General features: G+C 57.5%; 16 protein-coding genes. 4 read left to right on the top strand and 12 right to left on the bottom strand.

Annotated features, from left to right (window positions below):
* The first annotated feature begins 117 nt into the window (after window positions 1–117).
* Window positions 118–2,142: a diguanylate cyclase gene (locus QA646_RS26495; protein WP_283059704.1), complete on the top strand. Its 2,025-nt coding sequence runs from the start codon at window positions 118–120 to the stop codon at window positions 2,140–2,142.
* 403 nt (window positions 2,143–2,545) lie between these two features.
* On the opposite strand, the gene QA646_RS26490 is transcribed toward QA646_RS26495, so the two are convergent.
* The 5 genes from QA646_RS26490 to QA646_RS26470 are packed head-to-tail and all read right to left on the bottom strand — an operon-like array spanning window position 2,546 to window position 8,258.
* Entirely contained in the window at window positions 2,546–3,658 is a 1,113-nt protein-coding gene (locus tag QA646_RS26490; RefSeq protein WP_283059703.1) for an ABC transporter permease, read from the bottom strand.
* Window position 3,659: 1 nt separating this feature from the next.
* Entirely contained in the window at window positions 3,660–4,814 is a 1,155-nt protein-coding gene (locus QA646_RS26485) for an ABC transporter permease (RefSeq protein ID WP_283059702.1), read from the bottom strand.
* Complete coding sequence (locus tag QA646_RS26480; RefSeq protein WP_283059701.1) at window positions 4,811–6,553, bottom strand: ATP-binding cassette domain-containing protein; 1,743 nt, start codon at window positions 6,551–6,553, stop codon at window positions 4,811–4,813. The genes QA646_RS26485 and QA646_RS26480 overlap by 4 nt, the downstream gene beginning before the upstream one ends.
* Window positions 6,550–7,563 carry a secretion protein HlyD gene (gene hlyD, locus QA646_RS26475; protein ID WP_283059700.1) on the bottom strand — a complete coding sequence of 338 codons (1,014 nt, stop codon included), beginning with the start codon at window positions 7,561–7,563 and terminating at the stop codon, window positions 6,550–6,552. Before hlyD ends, QA646_RS26480 begins: the two co-directional genes overlap by 4 nt.
* Window positions 7,560–8,258, bottom strand: coding sequence for a CerR family C-terminal domain-containing protein (locus QA646_RS26470; protein ID WP_283059699.1), 699 nt, complete (start codon window positions 8,256–8,258; stop codon window positions 7,560–7,562). Before QA646_RS26470 ends, hlyD begins: the two co-directional genes overlap by 4 nt.
* A 234-nt stretch (window positions 8,259–8,492) precedes the next feature.
* Between QA646_RS26470 and QA646_RS26465 the strand changes: the two genes are divergently transcribed.
* Window positions 8,493–8,714 carry a hypothetical protein gene (locus tag QA646_RS26465; protein ID WP_183940447.1) on the top strand — a complete coding sequence of 74 codons (222 nt, stop codon included), beginning with the start codon at window positions 8,493–8,495 and terminating at the stop codon, window positions 8,712–8,714.
* 284 nt (window positions 8,715–8,998) lie between these two features.
* On the opposite strand, the gene QA646_RS26460 is transcribed toward QA646_RS26465, so the two are convergent.
* The 5 genes from QA646_RS26460 to katG all read right to left on the bottom strand — a co-directional run bounded on the left by QA646_RS26460 (window position 8,999) and on the right by katG (window position 13,906).
* Window positions 8,999–9,181 carry a hypothetical protein gene (locus QA646_RS26460; protein ID WP_283059698.1) on the bottom strand — a complete coding sequence of 61 codons (183 nt, stop codon included), beginning with the start codon at window positions 9,179–9,181 and terminating at the stop codon, window positions 8,999–9,001.
* A 95-nt stretch (window positions 9,182–9,276) separates the two neighbouring features.
* Window positions 9,277–9,780: an RES domain-containing protein gene (locus QA646_RS26455; RefSeq protein WP_283059697.1), complete on the bottom strand. Its 504-nt coding sequence runs from the start codon at window positions 9,778–9,780 to the stop codon at window positions 9,277–9,279.
* 9 nt (window positions 9,781–9,789) lie between these two features.
* A complete protein-coding gene (locus QA646_RS26450) occupies window positions 9,790–10,140 on the bottom strand; it encodes an MbcA/ParS/Xre antitoxin family protein (RefSeq protein ID WP_283059696.1) in 351 nt (116 codons plus the stop codon).
* A 183-nt stretch (window positions 10,141–10,323) separates the two neighbouring features.
* A complete protein-coding gene (locus tag QA646_RS26445; protein WP_283059695.1) occupies window positions 10,324–11,280 on the bottom strand; it encodes a GGDEF domain-containing protein in 957 nt (318 codons plus the stop codon).
* A gap of 427 nt (window positions 11,281–11,707) precedes the next feature.
* Window positions 11,708–13,906 (bottom strand): catalase/peroxidase HPI, encoded by a 2,199-nt coding sequence (gene katG / locus QA646_RS26440; RefSeq protein ID WP_283059694.1) that lies wholly within the window; start codon window positions 13,904–13,906, stop codon window positions 11,708–11,710.
* Window positions 13,907–14,240: 334 nt separating this feature from the next.
* On the opposite strand from katG, the gene QA646_RS26435 reads away from it, so the two are divergent.
* Window positions 14,241–15,158, top strand: coding sequence for a hydrogen peroxide-inducible genes activator (locus QA646_RS26435; RefSeq protein ID WP_283059693.1), 918 nt, complete (start codon window positions 14,241–14,243; stop codon window positions 15,156–15,158).
* Between the two features lie 197 nt (window positions 15,159–15,355).
* Here the strand turns inward: QA646_RS26435 and QA646_RS26430 are convergent, their stop codons facing one another.
* Window positions 15,356–15,757, bottom strand: a complete 402-nt coding sequence (locus QA646_RS26430; protein ID WP_283059692.1) for a hypothetical protein — start codon at window positions 15,755–15,757, stop codon at window positions 15,356–15,358.
* A 518-nt stretch (window positions 15,758–16,275) separates the two neighbouring features.
* Here QA646_RS26430 and QA646_RS26425 point away from each other — a divergent pair.
* Window positions 16,276–16,692, top strand: a complete 417-nt coding sequence (locus tag QA646_RS26425; protein ID WP_283059691.1) for a DUF4168 domain-containing protein — start codon at window positions 16,276–16,278, stop codon at window positions 16,690–16,692.
* 249 nt (window positions 16,693–16,941) lie between these two features.
* Here the strand turns inward: QA646_RS26425 and serA are convergent, their stop codons facing one another.
* The gene (gene serA, locus QA646_RS26420; protein ID WP_283059690.1) at window positions 16,942–18,180 is read right to left on the bottom strand and encodes a phosphoglycerate dehydrogenase; all 1,239 of its coding nucleotides are present in this window, start codon (window positions 18,178–18,180) and stop codon (window positions 16,942–16,944) included.
* Between the last annotated feature and the right edge of the window lie 62 nt (window positions 18,181–18,242).

Genomic DNA, 18,242 nt, shown 5'->3' with positions numbered 1-18,242 from the left:
TAGCGGCAGCGCTCACGATCACTACGGCAATGCTTCACGTCAAATTAAGATGGAACATGCATCCTCTGAACGCGAATACAGGTTATATTTGCAATACATGGGATAGAAAAATAAATAATGACAGAGACGGGTGCAGCAACACGCCTTGACCGTGACGACGGTCAGATGGACATGTATCACGATGCATTCAAGCGATTGTTGGCGTCATCTCCCGGACAACATCCCGAAAATTTCGCAATGTCCTTCGATTCTCTGAGAGCAATCGCTGCCCGTGACATTGCGGTCGAGAATATGCCGCAAGGGATTTGTGTGTTCAGTGCGGAGAAAACGCTTATCTTCAGCAATCGACGTTATGCTGAAATCTATCGCCTTGATCCCGAGCAGGTTCTTCCGGGGTTAACGTTGAGCGAAATAATCGCCCGGCGCGCGGCAGCTGGGACGTCCCAGGTGGACGCCGAGCATTACATGATCATCAACGAAACCGTCAATTCGGCCACCAGACCTTCTGTACGAATAGTTAACCTCAACGATGGCCGCCGTGTTCAAATCTGTCATCAACGCTTGCCTGACAATGGTTGGGTTGCCACCCACGAAGATATCACCGAGCTGAAAGCAACACGGGTAATCGGCAGCCAGGAAATTTCACTGCAAACAATGATAGATTGGGTACCGGATTATTTCTGGGCTAAGGATACTGAAAGTCGGTTCGTTGTGGTCAACAGCGCATTCTCCGACCGCTTTGGCGTTCAAAGCACCTCGGACCTTCTTGGCCGAACGGATTTCGATCTGCATCCACCCGAAATGGCAAGCTTATTCCGGGCACAAGAACTTGAGATCATGCGTTCCGGGAAGCCGCTGTTCGATCTCGAGGAATTGCGGATCGATAAGTCTGGCGCACGCAAGTGGCTGCTGACAACAAAAGTGCCGTTGCGCAACGATAGGAATGAAGTCTTCGGGCTTGTTGGGATCTCCAGGGATATTACTGAGCGTAAGCTGGCAGACCTTCTGCGCGACGGACAAGCACATGTGTTGGAAATGATCGTAACCGGCGCGCCATTGGAGCGGGTGCTGGAAGATGTAATACGCCTGGTGGAAAGCCTGTCACAGGGAATATTCTGTTCGATCATGCTGGTCGATGACACGAAGCGCCACCTGCGATGCGTCGCTGCACCAAGTTTGCCTGCTGGTTTCACGAAGCTTCTCGACTGCATTTCCGTCGGCGAAAAGGCAGGGTCGTGTGGAACTGCCGTTTATCGTCGGGAAACGGTGATCGTTGCGGATATCGCAGATGACCCCCTATGGAGTGAATGCCGTCAAATGCCGCTGGCGCACGGACTTCGTTCATGCTGGTCCATGCCGATCTTGTCTCATCAAAACAATGTATTGGGGACGTTTGCGCTGTATTCGGAAGTTCCCCGCAAACCCACGGTCACGGAGCTGGATCTTGTCAGGACAGTTGGCCGGCTTGCTGGCATCGCAATCGAGCGCAAGCTGGCTGAAGAGCGTATCAGCTTCATGGCACACCATGACGCACTGACCGGACTGCCCAATCGCACCCTACTGCAGGAGCGTTTGCCTCGTGCGCTCCTTGAGGCCGAGCGGTTGGGCCATGGTGTATCGGTCGTATTTGTCGATCTCGATAATTTCAAGATTGTCAATGACAGCTTCGGTCACGATGCGGGTGACGAACTCCTGAAAGCGGCTGCCGATAGGATGCAGAAACTTGTCGCTCCAACGGACATGGTCGTCCGCCTTGGGGGCGATGAATTCGTCATTGTTTTCACTCAACAACCTCCAGAAACGGATGCGATCCTGGAAAAAGTACGTGCTATCCGAAACGCGTTGGCCGAAACCGTTGAAATAAACGGATATGACTACAGAATCGCGTGCAGTATAGGCATTGCAAGCTATCCAAATGACGGAACAGATGCTGACACATTGATAGCGAATGCAGATGCTGCAATGTATCAAGCCAAGGAAGGTGGTCGGGATAGCTTCAAATTCTACACGGCGGAGTTTAGTGCTGAGCTGCAAGAGCGATTTTTATTGCTTGAAAACTTGAAAATTGCAGTTTCGCGATCCGAATTCACCCTCGTCTCAGAGCCTGACCGAAAAGAGTTGAGTGAAATCAGTGAGTTGTGATTCCGTCGGATTTGCTTAAGATTCGATGGAGACCGCAATGGCGTGGACTGCCTGGTTCCATGGGTTTGAGGTTAAGGTCAATTCTCCCTTCATTCCCGCCGAGTGGCTCCCTATACGGCCCTCGTCGCATTATGATCCACGCTACAAATTCCTTGCTTGATGGCTGCAATGCTCGGTTGAAGGAAAGTCGTTTTCAGCCGGAACCAGCAACTGCGTGTGCACATCTCGCATTGCGGCGAGAATGACACGAACGCTGCTCTACGAAGCAGTTCAATCGATGCTAACACGGATACAGAAACGATCGGGGGTTGAAAACCTGGGCGATGAATATCGCCAAACGGCGTGGTCTGCAAAGAGCGGCCGATGCCGTGGTGCAAAGACCGATGAGGTCGCATGCCACAGCCTACTCAAGCCTGCGGCGGAACAGCCATGATGCGGTGCTGAGGGTTAGCGCCGCAATCAGCATGAGAGGCCAGGTCTGATTGAACACCTCGGCAGGCGGAATGTCCTTGAGAAAGACGCCTTTGACGATCACCAGGAAATAGCGCAGCGGATTGATGACGGTCAGCGGCTGCAGCCAGTCGGGCATATTCTCGATCGGCGTGGCGAAGCCGGAAAGCAGCATGGCGGGGACCAGAAAAAGGAAGGCGCCGAGGATTGCCTGCTGTTGCGTCGTCGAAAGCGCCGAAATGAACAGGCCGAGACCTGCGACGGAAGCGAGATAGAAGAGCGAACTGCCGTAGAGCAGGAGAAGCGAGCCTCGCAGCGGCACGCCGAAGATGAAGATTGCGGCAAGGATATAGATCGTCATGTGAAACAGGCCGATCATCATCGGCGGGATGAACTTGCCGATCAGAATTTCGTGGGTGCGCAAGGGTGACACCATGAGCTGGTCGAAGGTGCCGAGCTCCCGCTCGCGCGCAATGGAAAGCGCGGTGACGATCAGGCCGATGAGCAGCGCGATGCTGGCGATCAGGTTCGGCACCATGAACCATTGAAAGATGAGATTGGGATTGAACCAGTTGCGCGCCACGACCGCGACGGATTTTGCAGCCGCGCGCGTCCCCGCGGGCGTTTCGGCGGAAAGGGTCGCCACGATCTGGTTGAGATAGCCGGCGACGATCTGCGAGGCGTTGGAACGGCGGCCGTCGAGGATGATCTGCAGATCGGCTGGCTTGCCTGCCTCGATATTGCGAGAGAAATCCGGGCCGATGACGAGAGCGGCGGTGGCGCGCTGGCGATCGACCGCATCGCGCATTTCGGCGAGGTTTTGTACCGTCGCGACACTGCGGAAAGTCGGTGAACCTTCGATGCGCTGGACGAGTTCCTGTGCCCAATGGCCACTGTCGCGATTCAGCAGCGCAATATCGACGTTGCGCACCTCCAGGGTCGCCGCATAGGAAAAGACCAGAAGCTGTACGATCGGCGGCCCGATCAAGATCAAGCGGCTCTTCGGGTCGCGCATCACCGCCAGCAGCTCTTTTATGATGAGGGCCTTCAGCCTCGACCACCACATCTTACGCGATCCTCTTTTTTGTGCTGCGCGCGGCAAGCAGGAAGAAGATGCAGCCGATGGCAAACATGACGGCGATGGCCTGCAGGAACATCGGCCAAATGTCTCCGGCGAGAAAGACCGTCTGCAGGCTCGGAATAAGATAGCGGGCGGGGACGATGAAGGTGATCCACTGAATGACAGTGGGCATCGAATTGATTTCGAAGAGGAAGCCAGAAAGCAGAAAAGCGGGCAGGAAGGCGGAGATCAGTGCAAGCTGCGAGGCGAGAAACTGGTTCTTGGTCGCGGCCGAGATCAGCAGGCCCTGGCCAAGTGCGGGCATCAGGAAAACGGCTGATAGGGAGTAGAGCGCTAGCACCGAGCCGCGGAACGGTACGCCGAAGAGAAAGACCGCGAGCAGGACGCAGATTGTCATCGAGGTCAAGCCGAGCAGAAAATAGGGCAGCAGCTTGCCGGCAAGCAGCTCGGCCGCCGTCACCGGTGTTGCCATCATCGCTTCCATCGTGCCGCGTTCCCATTCGCGTGCAACCACCAGCGATGTCAGCAATGTTCCCACCAGCGTCATGACGATCGCGATGGAACCGGGCACGAGGAAGGAGCGGCTGGTAAGCTCCGGATTGAACCAGAAGCGTTGTTCGGCGGTGATGGCCGGGTTGCCCTTCATCATCTCCGCTTGTCGCTGTAGCTGCCAGTTGGCGACCGCGCCCTGGGCATAGTTCTGCACGAAACTGGCGGTATTGGGATCGGAGCCGTCGACGATGACCTGAATTTGCGGGCGATTGTCCGCCATATAGGTTGCCGTGAAGTCGGCCGGTATGACGATGATGCCGCGGATGTGCGAGAGAACAAGGTCTTCCTCGAATTGCCGGCGGTCACGGCCGCTGACGACTGAAAAATAGCGGGATGCCCGGAAGCTCGCGGCAAGGTCGCTGGTAAGCGGTGTCGTCTCTTCCATGACGAGGCCCACGCGCGTCAACTTGGTATCGAGCGAGACACCATAGCCGAACAGGAAGAGCAGGATTATCGGAAGCACGAACGCAATCAGGATGCTGCTTGGATCGCGCATGACCTGGAAGCTTTCCTTGCGCACCAATGCGGCGAGGCGACGGACGCGCTCGCGCCGCGGGGAAGCCGTTGCGGCCGGAGAAGGGGAGATCATGCCGCCATCCTTTCCTCTGATGCCCGAATGAGAGCGATGAAGGCGTCTTCCATGGTCGGATCGGGGGTTTCCGCATTGGCAACCCCAGCCTTCAGTTCGTCAGGCGAGCCCAGTGCGATCGAGCGCCCACGATAGATCAGCGAAATGCGATCGCAATATTCTGCCTCGTCCATGAAATGGGTCGTGACGAGGACTGTGACGCCCTTTTCGACGAGCCCATTGATATGCGTCCAGAATTCCCGCCGTGTGATCGGATCCACGCCGGACGTCGGCTCGTCGAGGAAGAGCACCTCGGGCTCGTGCATCACCGCACAGGCAAGCGCCAACCTCTGTTTCAGGCCAAGCGGCAGGTCCTTCGCCGACATGGAGAGCCGGGAGCGAAAATCGAAGATCGATGTCATCAGGTCGACGCGCTCGCGCTTATGCGCGCCGCGCAGGCCATAGACGCCTGCGAAGAATTGCAAATTCTGGGAAACGCTGAGATCGCCGTAGAGCGAGAATTTCTGCGCCATGTAGCCGAGACGATTGCGCGCCTCGGCGGTGTCGCGACGCAGGTCGAAACCGGCGATCCGCCCTTCGCCGTTCGTCGGCTTCAACAGGCCGCAGAGCATCTTGAACGTCGTGGATTTGCCGGCGCCATTCGGGCCGAGCAGTCCGAAGATCTGTCCACGCGGGATGTCGAAGGTGATATTGTCGGCCGCGGTGAAATCGCCGAAACGTTTGGTCAAGGCGTGCGCCTCGATCACCGGCTTGTCACCTTCGACGACAAAGCTTCGCTGCGTCTCGGCCAGTTGCGAGCGCCCGCCGGGCCCGCCGCCCAGCATGTCGATGAATGCATCCTCGAAACGCGGTCCCGCCGCCTTGACTTCCGCATTGCCGGCCGCCGCAAACTGGCTTTCTCTGTCTTTGACCGTAACCAGCCTTATCGCCTCTCCCTGAATGACGCCGTCGACCACGCCGTCGTCGTCAAGGAGTTTCGTCAGCATCTGGCGACGCCTGCCTGCAATGCCGCTGATCCGAAAAACGCGGCCGGCGACTCGCTCAGTCATATCCTTCGGCTCGCCGGCAAAAAGCAGCTTGCCTTCGTTGAGCAGGAACACGCGGTTGCAGGCCTCGGCTTCGTCGAGATAGGCGGTCGACCAGACAACACCGACGCCTTCCCCGGTCAGGTTTTCGACCATCTTCCAGAGATCGCGCCGCGAAATGGGATCGACGCCGACGCTGGGCTCGTCAAGCAACAGCAGCTTTGGCTTCTTAAGAAGCGCGCAGGCAAGGCCGAGCTTCTGCTTCATGCCGCCGGAAAGCTTGCCGGCGAGGCGGCTGGTGAAGCGCTTGAGGTCGGTAAAGGTGAGCAGCTCGTCGAAGGTCGCAGCTCTTTCCTGTCTGGGAAGTCCGCGCAGATCGGCATAAAGATCAAGATTTTCCTGAACCGACAGGTCCTCGTAGAGACCGAAGCGCTGCGGCATGTAGCCGATTCCCGCTTGAATCGCGGCGGGATTGTTGCGCGTGTCGAAGCCGAGAACCTGCACGGTACCATTTTCCGGCAACATTAGCCCTGTCATGAGGCGGATGAGCGTCGTCTTGCCGGCGCCATCAGGGCCGACGAGGCCGGTTATCTCGCCGCCACGGATTGCACCGGTAATGGCGTCCAGAGCCGGCTTTGTCGCGTCAAACCGTTTGGTGACTCCTTCGAGCCGGACAAGTTCGCCGCTGCCGGTTCTGTCGACCGCGCTGCTCATTTTTCCGCCGCCTGTGATGTCGGAAAGTGAAGCGTTACCGGCATGCCCTGGCGCAGGTCGGGGCCGGGCTTGTCGATGGTGACCCGCAGCCGATAGACGAGGTCCGTGCGCAATTCAGGCGTCTCTACGGATTTCGGCGTGAATTCGGCAACGGGAGAAATGAAGCCGATCGTGCCGTCATAGGCTTCGTCCGGCTTCGTGTCCGATGTCGCTTTGACCTTCATGCCGGGGTGGACCCGGCCGAGATCCGGCTCGGCGACATAGCCACGGACCCAGACAGGCTCGGTCAGCGATAGCACAAAGACCGGATCGCTTGGCGCCACGATCGCCCCGGGCTCCTGTACGCGTGAGAGGATCACGCCGTCATTCGGCGCGCGCAGCTCGGTATCGCTGAGCGAGGTGCGTGCCGTCGCCAAGGTGGCCTCGGCGGCCTTTAGCTGCGCTTCCGCTGCGGCGATATCTTCCGCGCGGCTGCCTTCTTCCAGCAGCTTCAATGCCTGATCGGCCGAATCCACGCGCGCGGCCGCCATGGCTCGCGCCGCCGTCGCCTGATCCAGATTGGCTTCGGAGATGTTGCCCGAGGGCCGCAACTGCCTGGCGCGATCATAGGCCAGATTGGCGTTTTGCAGATCGGCAAGCTGCTCTTGATAAGAGGCGCGCGCCTGCGCGATTTCCGTCGGCCGCGGGCCTGCCTTGAGCTTGTCGAGCGTGGCGCGCAATGCGGCGGCATTGGCTTCGGCCGAGCGGACGGCATAGTCATAGGGCTCCGCGTCGAGCCGGGCGAGCACCGTGCCGCGTTTGACGACATCACCCTCGTCGACAAGAGCCTCGCTAAGCTTGCCGTTGACGCGAAATGCAAGCGAGACCTGGCGGATGTCGACATTGCCGTAGAGTACGAATTCCTTTTGCTCCTGCCATTTCCAGCCGAGCTTTGCCGGCGCGTCTGACCACCAGGCGGCTGCGCCGGCGGCTATGATGACAATGGCGGCAATCGGAATGATCCTGTTCACGATATTTCTCCTTTCGCCGGCCCGAGGGCGGCGACAAGCCTGCGCGCATGCTGCTGTAAAATGGCAATCTCCTTCTCGCCGATCGCATCCCATTCCATCTGAGCAAGCACGGCCGCATTGGCCATTCTGAAAACCATGAGACTGCCAACGAAAGACAGGCAACGCAGGCGCACATTTTCCGATGCAGGATCATCGCCGATGACTGCTCCGATCAGACGTCGCCCAAGGGCAATCATCGGCCCCATGATGCCGGAATAGACCCGTTCGAAGGCCGCCGTCGGCTCCATCTGCTCGCGGATGATGAAACGCGCCCAAGCTTCGGATTTCTTGCTGACGAAAAGGACGACCATCGTCCCGACGATCTCGTTCAGAAAGAGCCGCGCCTGCGCTTCGCCAAGCGGCGTACCCGCGGCATCGAGCGCGGCGATCTGCTCGGCAATTCGTTGCCGCATGCCGCCGACATGCTGGCCGATCATGTCGGCGAGATATTCGGCCGTCGCGATGTAAAGCCCTTCCTTGCTACCGAAATAGTACGCGATCGCCTGAAGGTTCACGCCGGCCGCGTTTGTAATCTTGCGCGTCGAGGCACCGTCGAAGCCGTATCGGCCGAAGACGTCGAGGGCATTTTCGAGCAGTTTCTCACGCGTTATGTCGCTGCGTGCAGCCTCGGATTTTGTATCATTTCTTTGTCTCATGCTCCCATCATGAACTTATTTTGAAATAAGTCAATCGATTGACTGAATTGGCGCAAGGTTGCGAAATTCTCTGATTAGCAATTGCAGAAATGGACGCTGCGGCAAATTTCGGGATGCGTGGCTAACGACAGGTCGCGCTTAATCTTTTAGAAAATAAGCATAATAGCAGTGCAGGCAAAAACAGACGTGCAGGACGAAATTTTACAACTGATCAACCTTCAGGGGGACGTATCAATGGAATCTACACGACCGACAATACAAATCAGCGCCCCTCAACACGCTGCGAACAACCCATATCGCGTCGTCGAGCGCGAGGAGGTACTTGCCGAGGCATTTCGAGAATTCGTGCTGACGGCTATGGCTGCGGGTTGGAAGGAATCGGAGGTCGCTTTGACCTTGGCTGATATCGCAGATGACTACGTGATGGCTCTCGCTCGAAGAATTGCGGCAAATTAGTATCGAGTTCCATCAGCCTTCGTCCGGAGCGAATGCAGATGGTTGCCACGATTCTTCATCCAGCCGACCGGCAAGTCGCTTCCAACCAGGCGGCTTGCCGGTGGCATAGACGGGAATGTTGAAGGCGGGATGCCTCGCCTTTAAGTTTGTACGGGAAGGCTGACGCGCTTCCTTGAAAAGGCGGGGTCCCTGATGACAGTGGCGATCACCGCCCGGACCGCAGGATGCTTGAAGTTTGACAATGTGACGACTGCGCGGTCATATCTCTGCGCGACTGACCTGAGTTACGTCAGCAAGGCCTGCAATATGATCGCGGCAAAGAATAGGATGATAACGGCCGCGGCCATCTGGATGACCTGGCGATTGGCTCGTTCAAGGACGCGGGCTTGCCGCCTATGTTTCGAGCGAAGGCGATACCCCCGGACAGGGGTGATTTTCGAGCGGACTTGGTCTTTTTTCCCGGACATATCTGCCTCCCCGCAGAAGATGCGCGCTGTTTGAATATAGCAGCCGACATTTCTGATGGGCAAATCCGGGGCGCAGGCGCAGGCAAGCACAGCGTCTATTCGGGTCGACCCAGCCGATTTTCATCATCGATCAGGGTCAGCCGCGCCGGAGCACTCTCACCCCAAATCCAAAGGACCAGGTTCAGATCGTCCCTGGTCGCACCGGGGGCGAAGCCCCTGACGAGCAGACCGTGATAGCCGGCGGTGATGAGCCGCCGAGCAAAACCCTGCGTTTTCGCCTCGCCGCTTGCCTTCATCTGGTCGCGCCATGTGGCGTCGGCAATCGCGATGGCGTCCATTCCCTCCGCCTGGAGTGCATCTTCGTCACGACTATCGAAGACCCGCTCGAACGCTGCGTCATAGGAGACGAGTGTCATCGGTTGCAAACTGCCGAGCTGATTGGCCTCGCGCAGCGCCGTCAGGACCGATAGCGACGTATAGAGGGCCGGCATTCCCTTCGGATTGAACCGGCCGCCATAAAGTTCAGCTCCCCGGCCCGAGAGCGGCTGGCGGGAATAGATCGGATTCAGTGCCCGGTAGAGCTTTCCTTCATATCGCATCGAGCGGGACTACGCGTGAACCCCGGCGTCGACTGCGTCAATATAGTCGAGCACCTCGTCCGCACGGCCGTCGCGCACCAACTGCATGGCCGTCTGTCCGGAGAAGCCAGGCAAGGGCTCGGAACGATACCACGCATACGCCATCAGCGCCGAGCCGAAACGCGGTTCGACCTTGTTGACGACCTCGATCATTTCGCGCAAGCGCCGCTGGGTCTTGTCGGAGCGGATTCGGTCCTTGCGCTGAATTGCATCCTTGCCCAAACCGGCCGTCCGAGCGATTTCTTCGCTGGTCGTGCGGAAGGCATCCGCGATTTTCCGTGGTGCGAACAGCCCATCGTCCGCATATTGGGCGAGACCCATCGTTCTCACCTCCATTTCTGAGCGCCACTTGTTCTGACGGTATATAGCGTCAAAAATCGCGGCATTCAAGCCGAGGGAGAAAGAGGAAACCGAATGGGGAAGGGTTGATCGACCTCGCATAGCATCTCTAGCGCTCGAACTGCCGGAATAGGCGACCGTTCGTGATGAACTCCTAAATCCTCCTCAGGATTGATGCGAGCATGTCTGAGGTCTTGGAGGCAATGAGGATTCAAAGTCGAGTGGAGGAGCATGGCCTGCCAAGTTGAAGCCAGCTTTAGTGTTACGTTTCACCGCATACATGAGCTGATCAGCATGGCGCATCAGCTCGTGTAGTGAAGCGCCGTCGCCGGGGAGGGCGACCACTGCACCCATGCTGCATGTGACCTTGTGGCCAGTGCTCTCCAATGCTGCCGTGAATCCTGCATGCAATTGCTCAGCCACTTCTAGGGCGCATTCTGCCTTTGACAGCTCCATCAACACCGCAAACTCGTCGCCGCCCATCCGTCCGAAACAATCATCCGAGCCAATTAATGACTTCCCCTCTTCTGCAAGGCATTGCAGGAGCCGGTCTCCTGCTTGGTGTCCGAACTGATCATTGACGGCTTTGAAGCCGTCGAGATCGAGATAGGCAAGTAGCAAAGACCGATTGCGTGTCGTCGCCGATGCCAGCATTGCTTCAGCCTGACGTTGGAACTCCTGCCTGTTCAAAATTCCTGTCATCCAATCTCGCCGGGCGAGGAGGCGTTCGCGGTCGAAGCTTTGGCGGAAGCGCGACACGACTGCAGCCGCACATCCGAACTTAATAACTAGCATTACCAGCTCGACAATCGCGCTCGCGTCCAGATGACCGGAAACCCTTAGTAAGGTGACTAGCCACAATATGATTTCCGCGGCCGCTATGCTCATCCCAGTTTTGAAACCGAAACGCCAGCACGCGATACATATTGGCAGCATATAGAGCGGGCCGACATTACGGATGCCGCTGGCTTGGAAAAGCCAATCCAAGCTTGCGATACAGATCAAGCCGAGGATTAGGAGTCGCCAAACAGCGACGGGCGTCAGGGAGTCGAGCCACTGTTCCGGGGAAAACGAGGGGGTCTCGAAATGGCCACTCTGATGGCTCCGATAGTCTTCCCGCATACCGTCAGCCTCCGTGCACACCGTCCCTCCACCTGTGTGCCGGTCGAGAACCGGACTAGCCGCATCAGAGGATCAAAGATGCGTAAGAGTGCAGAAGCCGAGTACTGGAAACCCGAGGTTGGTCTGGCACAGGCGCCTTTAGTTCAAGCCTGAACATGCGCGCCCGTCACCCGGTCGCCACGGCACTATGCTTATTCCTAACCCCTGTAGGGGTTTCCACGCTCCGGCGTGCGTCTCCACAAGCTATCGTAGAAATAGCTGAAAATCCTTAATATTTTGGGGAACGCAACTGGTCTCCGCGAGCAGGGCGGCTGTTGCAGTTCGGTGGGCGCGGAAACAGCCGGTTCGCACATCCAGGCGATCTTGCCCCATATAAGACCCGGGCGCGGCTGGAGTTCAGCCGCGCCCGAATTTCTTCCTGTCCGGATCAAGCGATATCGAAACGATCCGCGTTCATCACCTTCGTCCATGCCGCCACGAAGTCCTGAACGAACTTCTCCTGCGTGTCGCTCTGGCCATAGACTTCGGCAAGCGCCCGGAGCTGCGAGTTCGAACCGAAGACGAGGTCGACACGGGTGCCGGTCCACTTGATTTCGCCCGTGCCGCGGTCGCGTCCCTCGAAGACATATTTCGAGCCCGGCGAAGCCTTCCACACCGTACCCATGTCGAGCAGGTTGACGAAGAAATCGTTGGTCAGGGTTTCGGGACGCGTGGTGAAGACGCCGTGCTGGGACTGTCCAGCATTGGCGTTCAAAACGCGCAAGCCACCGACCAGGACGGTCATTTCCGGCGCGGTCAGCGTCAGAAGCTGTGCCTTGTCGATCAGTAACTCTTCAGGAGAAATGGCGTATTCGCCCTTCTGATAGTTGCGGAACCCGTCGGCGATCGGCTCCAGAACGGCAAAGGAGCTCACATCGGTCTGCTCCTGCGTCGCATCGGTCCGGCCGGGCGTGAAGGGAACCTCGATGTCGTGTCCGCCAGCCTTGGCCGCCTTTTCGACGGCGGCTGCGCCGCCAAGGACGATCAGGTCTGCCAGCGATACCTTCTTGCCGTCGGACTGGGCGTCGTTGAACGCCTTCTGGATGCCTTCGAGCGTCTCGAGTACGGTTGCGAGCTGGGCCGGCTGGTTAGCCTCCCAATCCTTCTGGGGCGAAAGACGAATGCGCGCGCCGTTCGCTCCACCGCGCTTGTCGGAGCCGCGGAAGGTTGCTGCCGAAGCCCAGGCGGTCGAGACCAGTTGGGAGATCGACAGTCCCGATGCAAGGATCTTATCCTTGAGACCGGCAATGTCCTTCGCGTCGATCAGGGGATGGTCGACGGCAGGGATGGGATCTTGCCAAATCAGTTCCTCGGACGGAACCTCCGGACCGAGATAGCGAGCGCGCGGACCCATGTCGCGGTGGGTCAGCTTGAACCACGCGCGGGCAAAGGCATCCGCGAACTGATCCGGATTTTCGAGGAAACGCCGCGAAATCTTCTCATAGTCTGGGTCGAAGCGCAGGGCGAGGTCGGTGGTCAGCATGGACGGTGCGTGACGCTTGGATTTGTCATGCGCGTCCGGCACGGTGCTGGCGCCGGCGCCGTGCTTCGGGGTCCACTGATGCGCACCGGCCGGGCTCTTCGTCAGTTCCCATTCATAACCGAACAGGTTCCAGAAGAAGTTGTTGCTCCATTTGGTCGGCGTGGTGGTCCAGGTGACTTCCAGGCCGCTGCTGATTGTATCGCCGCCCTTGCCCGTTCCGAAGCTGCTTTTCCAGCCGAAGCCTTGTTCTTCGATGCCGGCGCCTTCGGGCTCGGCACCGACATGGGCGGCATCGCCCGCGCCGTGGGTCTTGCCGAAGGTGTGTCCGCCGGCAATCAGAGCGACGGTTTCTTCGTCGTTCATGGCCATGCGCGCGAAGGTCTCGCGGATGTCCTTGGCAGCGGCGAGCGGATCGGGATTGCCGTTCGGCCCTTCCGGGTTGACGTAGATCAGGCCCATCTGCACGGCGGCAAGCGGATTTTCGAGGTCCCGTTCACCCGAGTAGCGCTTGTCAGCCAGCCAGGTTTCCTCGGCGCCCCAATAGACATCTTCCTCAGGCTCCCAGACATCCGGGCGGCCGCCGGCAAAACCGAAGGTTTTGAAGCCCATCGATTCCAGGGCAACGTTGCCGGTGAGGATCATCAGGTCAGCCCAGGAGATGCTGTTGCCGTATTTCTGCTTGATCGGCCAAAGCAGCCGGCGCGCCTTGTCGAGGTTGACGTTGTCGGGCCAACTGTTGAGTGGCGCGAAACGCTGCTGACCGGCTCCCGCGCCGCCGCGGCCGTCGCCGGTGCGATATGTGCCTGCGCTGTGCCAGGCCATGCGGATGAAAAGCGGACCGTAATGGCCAAAATCGGCAGGCCACCAATCCTGCGAATCCGTCATCAGTGCATGGAGGTCCTGCTTGACCGCGTTGAGGTCGAGCTTCTTGAATTCCTCTGCATAGTTGAATGCCTTGCCCATTGGGCTCGACAGGGCAGAGTTCTGGTGAAGAATCCTGAGGTTCAACTGGTTCGGCCACCAGTCCCTGTTCGACCTGCCGCCATGGGCCGTATGTGTGTGCACCACCGGACATTTGCCGGCTGTATCGGCCTTCGTATCCATATTTCTCTCCCTCGCGGTTACTTGAATTGAGCCATCCAGAGGAGGTTTATCGTGAACCCTCTAAAAAGCGGCCCGGTTTCATGGCCAGCACAATGACGAAGTACCAGACACATGAAATGCCCTCATTTGTTTGCAAGCAGACCGTCCCGAAGCAAAGAGCTTGGGAGGCACCGGTGTTCCGGACAGTCTGGACGTCAACGAGCTGCACATCATCCGTGGCCATTTTATGAGCCGGACGTGACGATGGCTACACCTCATCGGCGCTTGCGGACTATAGCCAAGCAGTTCCATTAATTTAAGTTGGATTTACTGATTGCGACGATAAGGTAAGGTTATGACAAATTTGACACTCAAGCAGCTTCGCTATTTCGAGGCACTGGCCCGACAAGGTCATTTCGGGCGCGCGGCGGATGTCTGTGCGATCTCTCAGCCTGCCTTGTCTATGCAGATCAAGGAACTGGAGGAATCGCTGGGCACGGAGCTTTTTGAAAGAGGCGCACGTCAGGTCCGGCTGACCAGTTTCGGGGAGGCGTTCGTGCTGCGCGTCCGCGATATTCTTCGCTCGGTCGATGAGCTCGCAGATATGGCCCGCGCCTCTCAGGACCGGCTCGTAGGGCGGTTGCGCCTGGGTATCATTCCGACGATCGCACCCTATCTGCTGCCGGCGATCATCGGCAATCTGACGCGCATGCATGACGGGCTCGACATCCACGTTCGCGAAACGCTGACCTCGAAGCTGGTGCAGGAGCTGGCGGAGGGCCGGCTTGACGCGGCAATCGTTGCGTTGCCGGTATCCGAACCCTCGTTGACCGAGGTTACGCTGTTTTCGGAAAATTTCGTGCTGGTTCGGCCAAGCGAGGATGAAGGCAAGCCGGTGCCGAATCGCGAAGCGCTGCGCGAGATGAGGCTGCTTCTGTTGGAAGAAGGGCATTGTTTTCGCGATCAGGCCTTGTCGTTCTGTAATCTGCCTTCGGCACTGCCGCGGGAGTTGATGGATGGCAGCTCTCTATCCACGCTGGTCCAGATGGTCAGCGCCGGCATTGGTATCACCCTGATCCCGGAAATGGCTGTAGCGGTAGAGACGCGTTCGGCGGCAGTGTCTATTGCCCGTTTTCATAATCTCGAACCATCGCGAACGATTGGCATGATCTGGCGCAAGACAAGCCCGTTGGCCAAACAGTTCCTTGAGATTTCCGAAGTCGTTCGCCAATCAGCCGATGCCATGCGCAAGCGGCACGGTTCACTATCGTGACCGCACGATCGGGAGCTGAGCGCTACGCAAGCTGCCATTTCCGCGGCCATGTGAACAGAAAGAATTGGCGCGGATGAAAGCATTCGAAAGCAACGTTGCCGGCCACCCTCGACTGATTGCAACAGACGCGTGCGAAAATTTATGCTAGTGTTTCCAAAGATTTGACTGTTGAAGACAACCCTGAATGAATGTAGAATTCAACATCTTAAAAATATAGAGAGCGGTCCTATGAGCGACCGATTTGTCAGATTCGCGGAAATCGCCGGTATTTCTGCGGCCATATCTATCATTTCTTTCGATTCTGCCTTGGCTGGCTGCTGGTCAGCCTTGAAAAGTCCGGAATGGCAGCAAATCAGCTCAATAATTGCGACTGCGAAGCTATGCGAACAGATGCCTTCGGGACCCAATCGCACCAGGAGACTTGAGGTGACGGGAGTCGATTTTTGTACAGCTCCAAGTGGTGTTTCTGTCACCGCAAACGTATCTCTTACTTGCGGGTCGAGTTCGGAATCCTTTCTCCAGTTATCCCCCATGGACGGCAAGGTCGTGGCGACGGTGACGATGGATATCGGCGCATGTCGGATAACGGATTCGGACATAAACGTCAGCGGCCAAGCCGGTGAACTTCTATCCAAACTGCCTCAAACACAAGAATTCCTGCGCACATGGGCGCAAATACGCCTCTCGAATCTATGTGGAATGCAATGATCTGCGGCTGCGGGACGCGCAATCGCCTTATACCAACGGGCTGAGATCATGACCTATGCGCCCATTGGCGATGCCGGATTGACCTGATTTCCATGGCTGGTCCCCAGTTTCCGTCAAGAACGCAACCCCGTAGCCCTTGCTGCTCTCTGGCGAAGAACGTGTTTCAGGCCCACGGAGCGGACGTGACGGGATCCGTTGTGCACGGGAGTCTGTTAGCGGCAGCCATAAAGCGGTCGCTTCCGTGGTCAGCAGATCGCCGCGCTATTGCCCCATAGAAAACGTTTGACGGCCACATTGTCGTCAGATCGTTCTTCAACCCTGACCGGCGGCCAGATCAATGTGATAGGCCATCATTCGCTCTACGCCATCAAAGAGGTGTTCTCCCCCGCGCTCTCAAAGAGGAATTAAGATGATCACTCGTATCCCTGCTACATCGTTGACCGCTATAGCCTTGAGCTTGATGTTTCTCGGCAATCCTGCGTGCGCACAGCAAGCAACGCAAGAAAAGCCTACGCAAGGACAACCAGATAGCAGTGGGGCGGCTGCGGCCGTCAGCGATCAAAAAATCGAGGCTTTTGCGGTCGCGTATCTGCAGGTGGACAAGATCAGGCAGGAATACTCGGCCAAGATCGGAGCAACGTCGGATCCCACCGCGAAGCAACAGCTACAGACCGAGGCAAGCAAACAGATGGTACAGGCCGTTCAGAGCTCTCCAGGCATCTCGGTAGACGAATACAGGACCATTCTAGCGGCAGCTCAGAAGGACCCGGTACTCGTTAAGAAAGTTCAGGACAAGCTTCAGAAATCCGCGCCTGCACAGCAGTAAACGACACCCGATCACCAAGCAAATTGATCACCAAACCACGGCCGCGCCGAGTGTCGCGATCTCGGCGCGGCGGCGATGGCTTCAGCATGACGGTTTCGGGCGCTGCGATTTGGATTTCCCCCGACCTTATCGAGTAGACTTTCCCGGATGGCCGAAGCACATGTCACTGCTCTTCTACACCATTGGCTTTCCCAAGAGACGAACTCGCCGTCATGGTTTGGGACCCAAACTTCTTTTGGCCGCCAGGCGTCAGTAAAGCAATCGAGCTCGTATTGTTCCCGGAATCTGGCGAAGCGCATCAAGTATATCATCCGCTGTCTGGCCAACGCCCTCGGCTTCAATAACCACATAACCCGTTTCGCCGTATGTCTGCAGGAACTCGCCAACGATATTAAGTCCACGGGACGAAAAAATCACATTCAGACTGTTTAGGATGCCAGGGCGATTTTCGTGAACGTGGATGAAACGCGTACCGTTTGCACGCGGCGGCAGTTGAACCTGGGGGAAATTGACCGCGCCCAGCGTCGAGCCGACGTCGGAGTACTCGACAAGCTTCCTGGAAACTTCCGTCCCAATGCGCTCCTGAGCCTCTTCGGTCGACCCGCCAATATGCGGCGTGAGGATTACGTTATCCAAACCCTGCAGCGGCGTTTCGAAACGCTCTTTGTTGGATGCCGGCTCCTTCGGGAACACGTCCACAGCCGCGCCTGCGAGATGTCCGTCTTTCAAAACCTTCGCAAGCGCTTCAATATCCACCACGGTTCCGCGGGAATTGTTGATGAAAATGGCTCCTTTTTTCATCCTGCGCAGTTCGGCCTCAGTTATCATGTTTCGCGTCGAACTGGTTTCCGGAACATGCATCGTCACGAAATCTGAGATTTCGAGGAGCTCGCCGAGCGTTGCCATCGATTCAGAATTGCCGTGGCGGAGCCTGTCTGAAGGATCAAAATAACGAACGTTCATACCCATACTTTCGGCAAGAACGCTGAGCTGCGAACCGATATTGCCGTAGCCCACGATGCCTAGCGTTTTCCCGCGTACCTCACGGCTGCCTACGGCGGATTTTTCCCATCCACCCTTATGAGCGGAAGCCGAACGCGGGAAAATTTGCCTGGTCAGCATTATGATTTCACCGATGACAAGCTCTGCGACCGAGCGGGTATTCGAATAGGGAGCGTTGAATACCGGGATCCCACGTCGACGGGCTGCGTCCAGGTCGACTTGATTTGTCCCCACAGAGAAACAACCGACCGCCATAAGCTTTTTGGCGGAGCTGAAAATTTCCTCTGTCAGATGGGTGCGGGAACGAATTCCGATTATATGCGCCTCGGCTATATGACTTTTGAGATCCTTGTCATCAAGAGCCTTCGGCAGATGTGTCAGATTGACGTAGCCAGACGACGAAAAGTAGTCCACGGCGCTCTGACTGATGCCTTCCAACAAAAGCACGGAAATCCGGTCGCGGGGAAGAGAAAGTTGTCGGGTCATTGCGTTGCTTTCGGTTCTCGAATTCGATCAGGCCGAGGTCGCTTCTCGGCTACAAAGCGCAC

Source organism: Rhizobium sp. CB3090 (assembly GCF_029714285.1).
GTDB lineage: Bacteria > Pseudomonadota > Alphaproteobacteria > Rhizobiales > Rhizobiaceae > Rhizobium.
Note: the sequence above shows the minus strand (reverse complement) of the source record. Positions and strands in the feature narration are given on the sequence as shown.

Bases quoted from the DNA above. Each gene is read 5' to 3' on its own strand.
- QA646_RS26495 (WP_283059704.1), top strand. From the start codon at position 118: ATGACAGAGACGGGTGCAGCAACACGCCTTGACCGTGACGACGGTCAG.
- QA646_RS26490 (WP_283059703.1), bottom strand. From the start codon at position 3,658: ATGTGGTGGTCGAGGCTGAAGGCCCTCATCATAAAAGAGCTGCTGGCG.
- QA646_RS26485 (WP_283059702.1), bottom strand. From the start codon at position 4,814: ATGATCTCCCCTTCTCCGGCCGCAACGGCTTCCCCGCGGCGCGAGCGC.
- QA646_RS26480 (WP_283059701.1), bottom strand. From the start codon at position 6,553: ATGAGCAGCGCGGTCGACAGAACCGGCAGCGGCGAACTTGTCCGGCTC.
- QA646_RS26470 (WP_283059699.1), bottom strand. From the start codon at position 8,258: ATGAGACAAAGAAATGATACAAAATCCGAGGCTGCACGCAGCGACATA.
- QA646_RS26465 (WP_183940447.1), top strand. From the start codon at position 8,493: ATGGAATCTACACGACCGACAATACAAATCAGCGCCCCTCAACACGCT.
- QA646_RS26460 (WP_283059698.1), bottom strand. From the start codon at position 9,181: ATGTCCGGGAAAAAAGACCAAGTCCGCTCGAAAATCACCCCTGTCCGG.
- QA646_RS26455 (WP_283059697.1), bottom strand. From the start codon at position 9,780: ATGCGATATGAAGGAAAGCTCTACCGGGCACTGAATCCGATCTATTCC.
- QA646_RS26450 (WP_283059696.1), bottom strand. From the start codon at position 10,140: ATGGGTCTCGCCCAATATGCGGACGATGGGCTGTTCGCACCACGGAAA.
- QA646_RS26445 (WP_283059695.1), bottom strand. From the start codon at position 11,280: ATGCGGGAAGACTATCGGAGCCATCAGAGTGGCCATTTCGAGACCCCC.
- katG (WP_283059694.1), bottom strand. From the start codon at position 13,906: ATGGATACGAAGGCCGATACAGCCGGCAAATGTCCGGTGGTGCACACA.
- QA646_RS26435 (WP_283059693.1), top strand. From the start codon at position 14,241: ATGACAAATTTGACACTCAAGCAGCTTCGCTATTTCGAGGCACTGGCC.
- QA646_RS26430 (WP_283059692.1), bottom strand. From the start codon at position 15,757: ATGTCCGAATCCGTTATCCGACATGCGCCGATATCCATCGTCACCGTC.
- QA646_RS26425 (WP_283059691.1), top strand. From the start codon at position 16,276: ATGATCACTCGTATCCCTGCTACATCGTTGACCGCTATAGCCTTGAGC.
- serA (WP_283059690.1), bottom strand. From the start codon at position 18,180: ATGACCCGACAACTTTCTCTTCCCCGCGACCGGATTTCCGTGCTTTTG.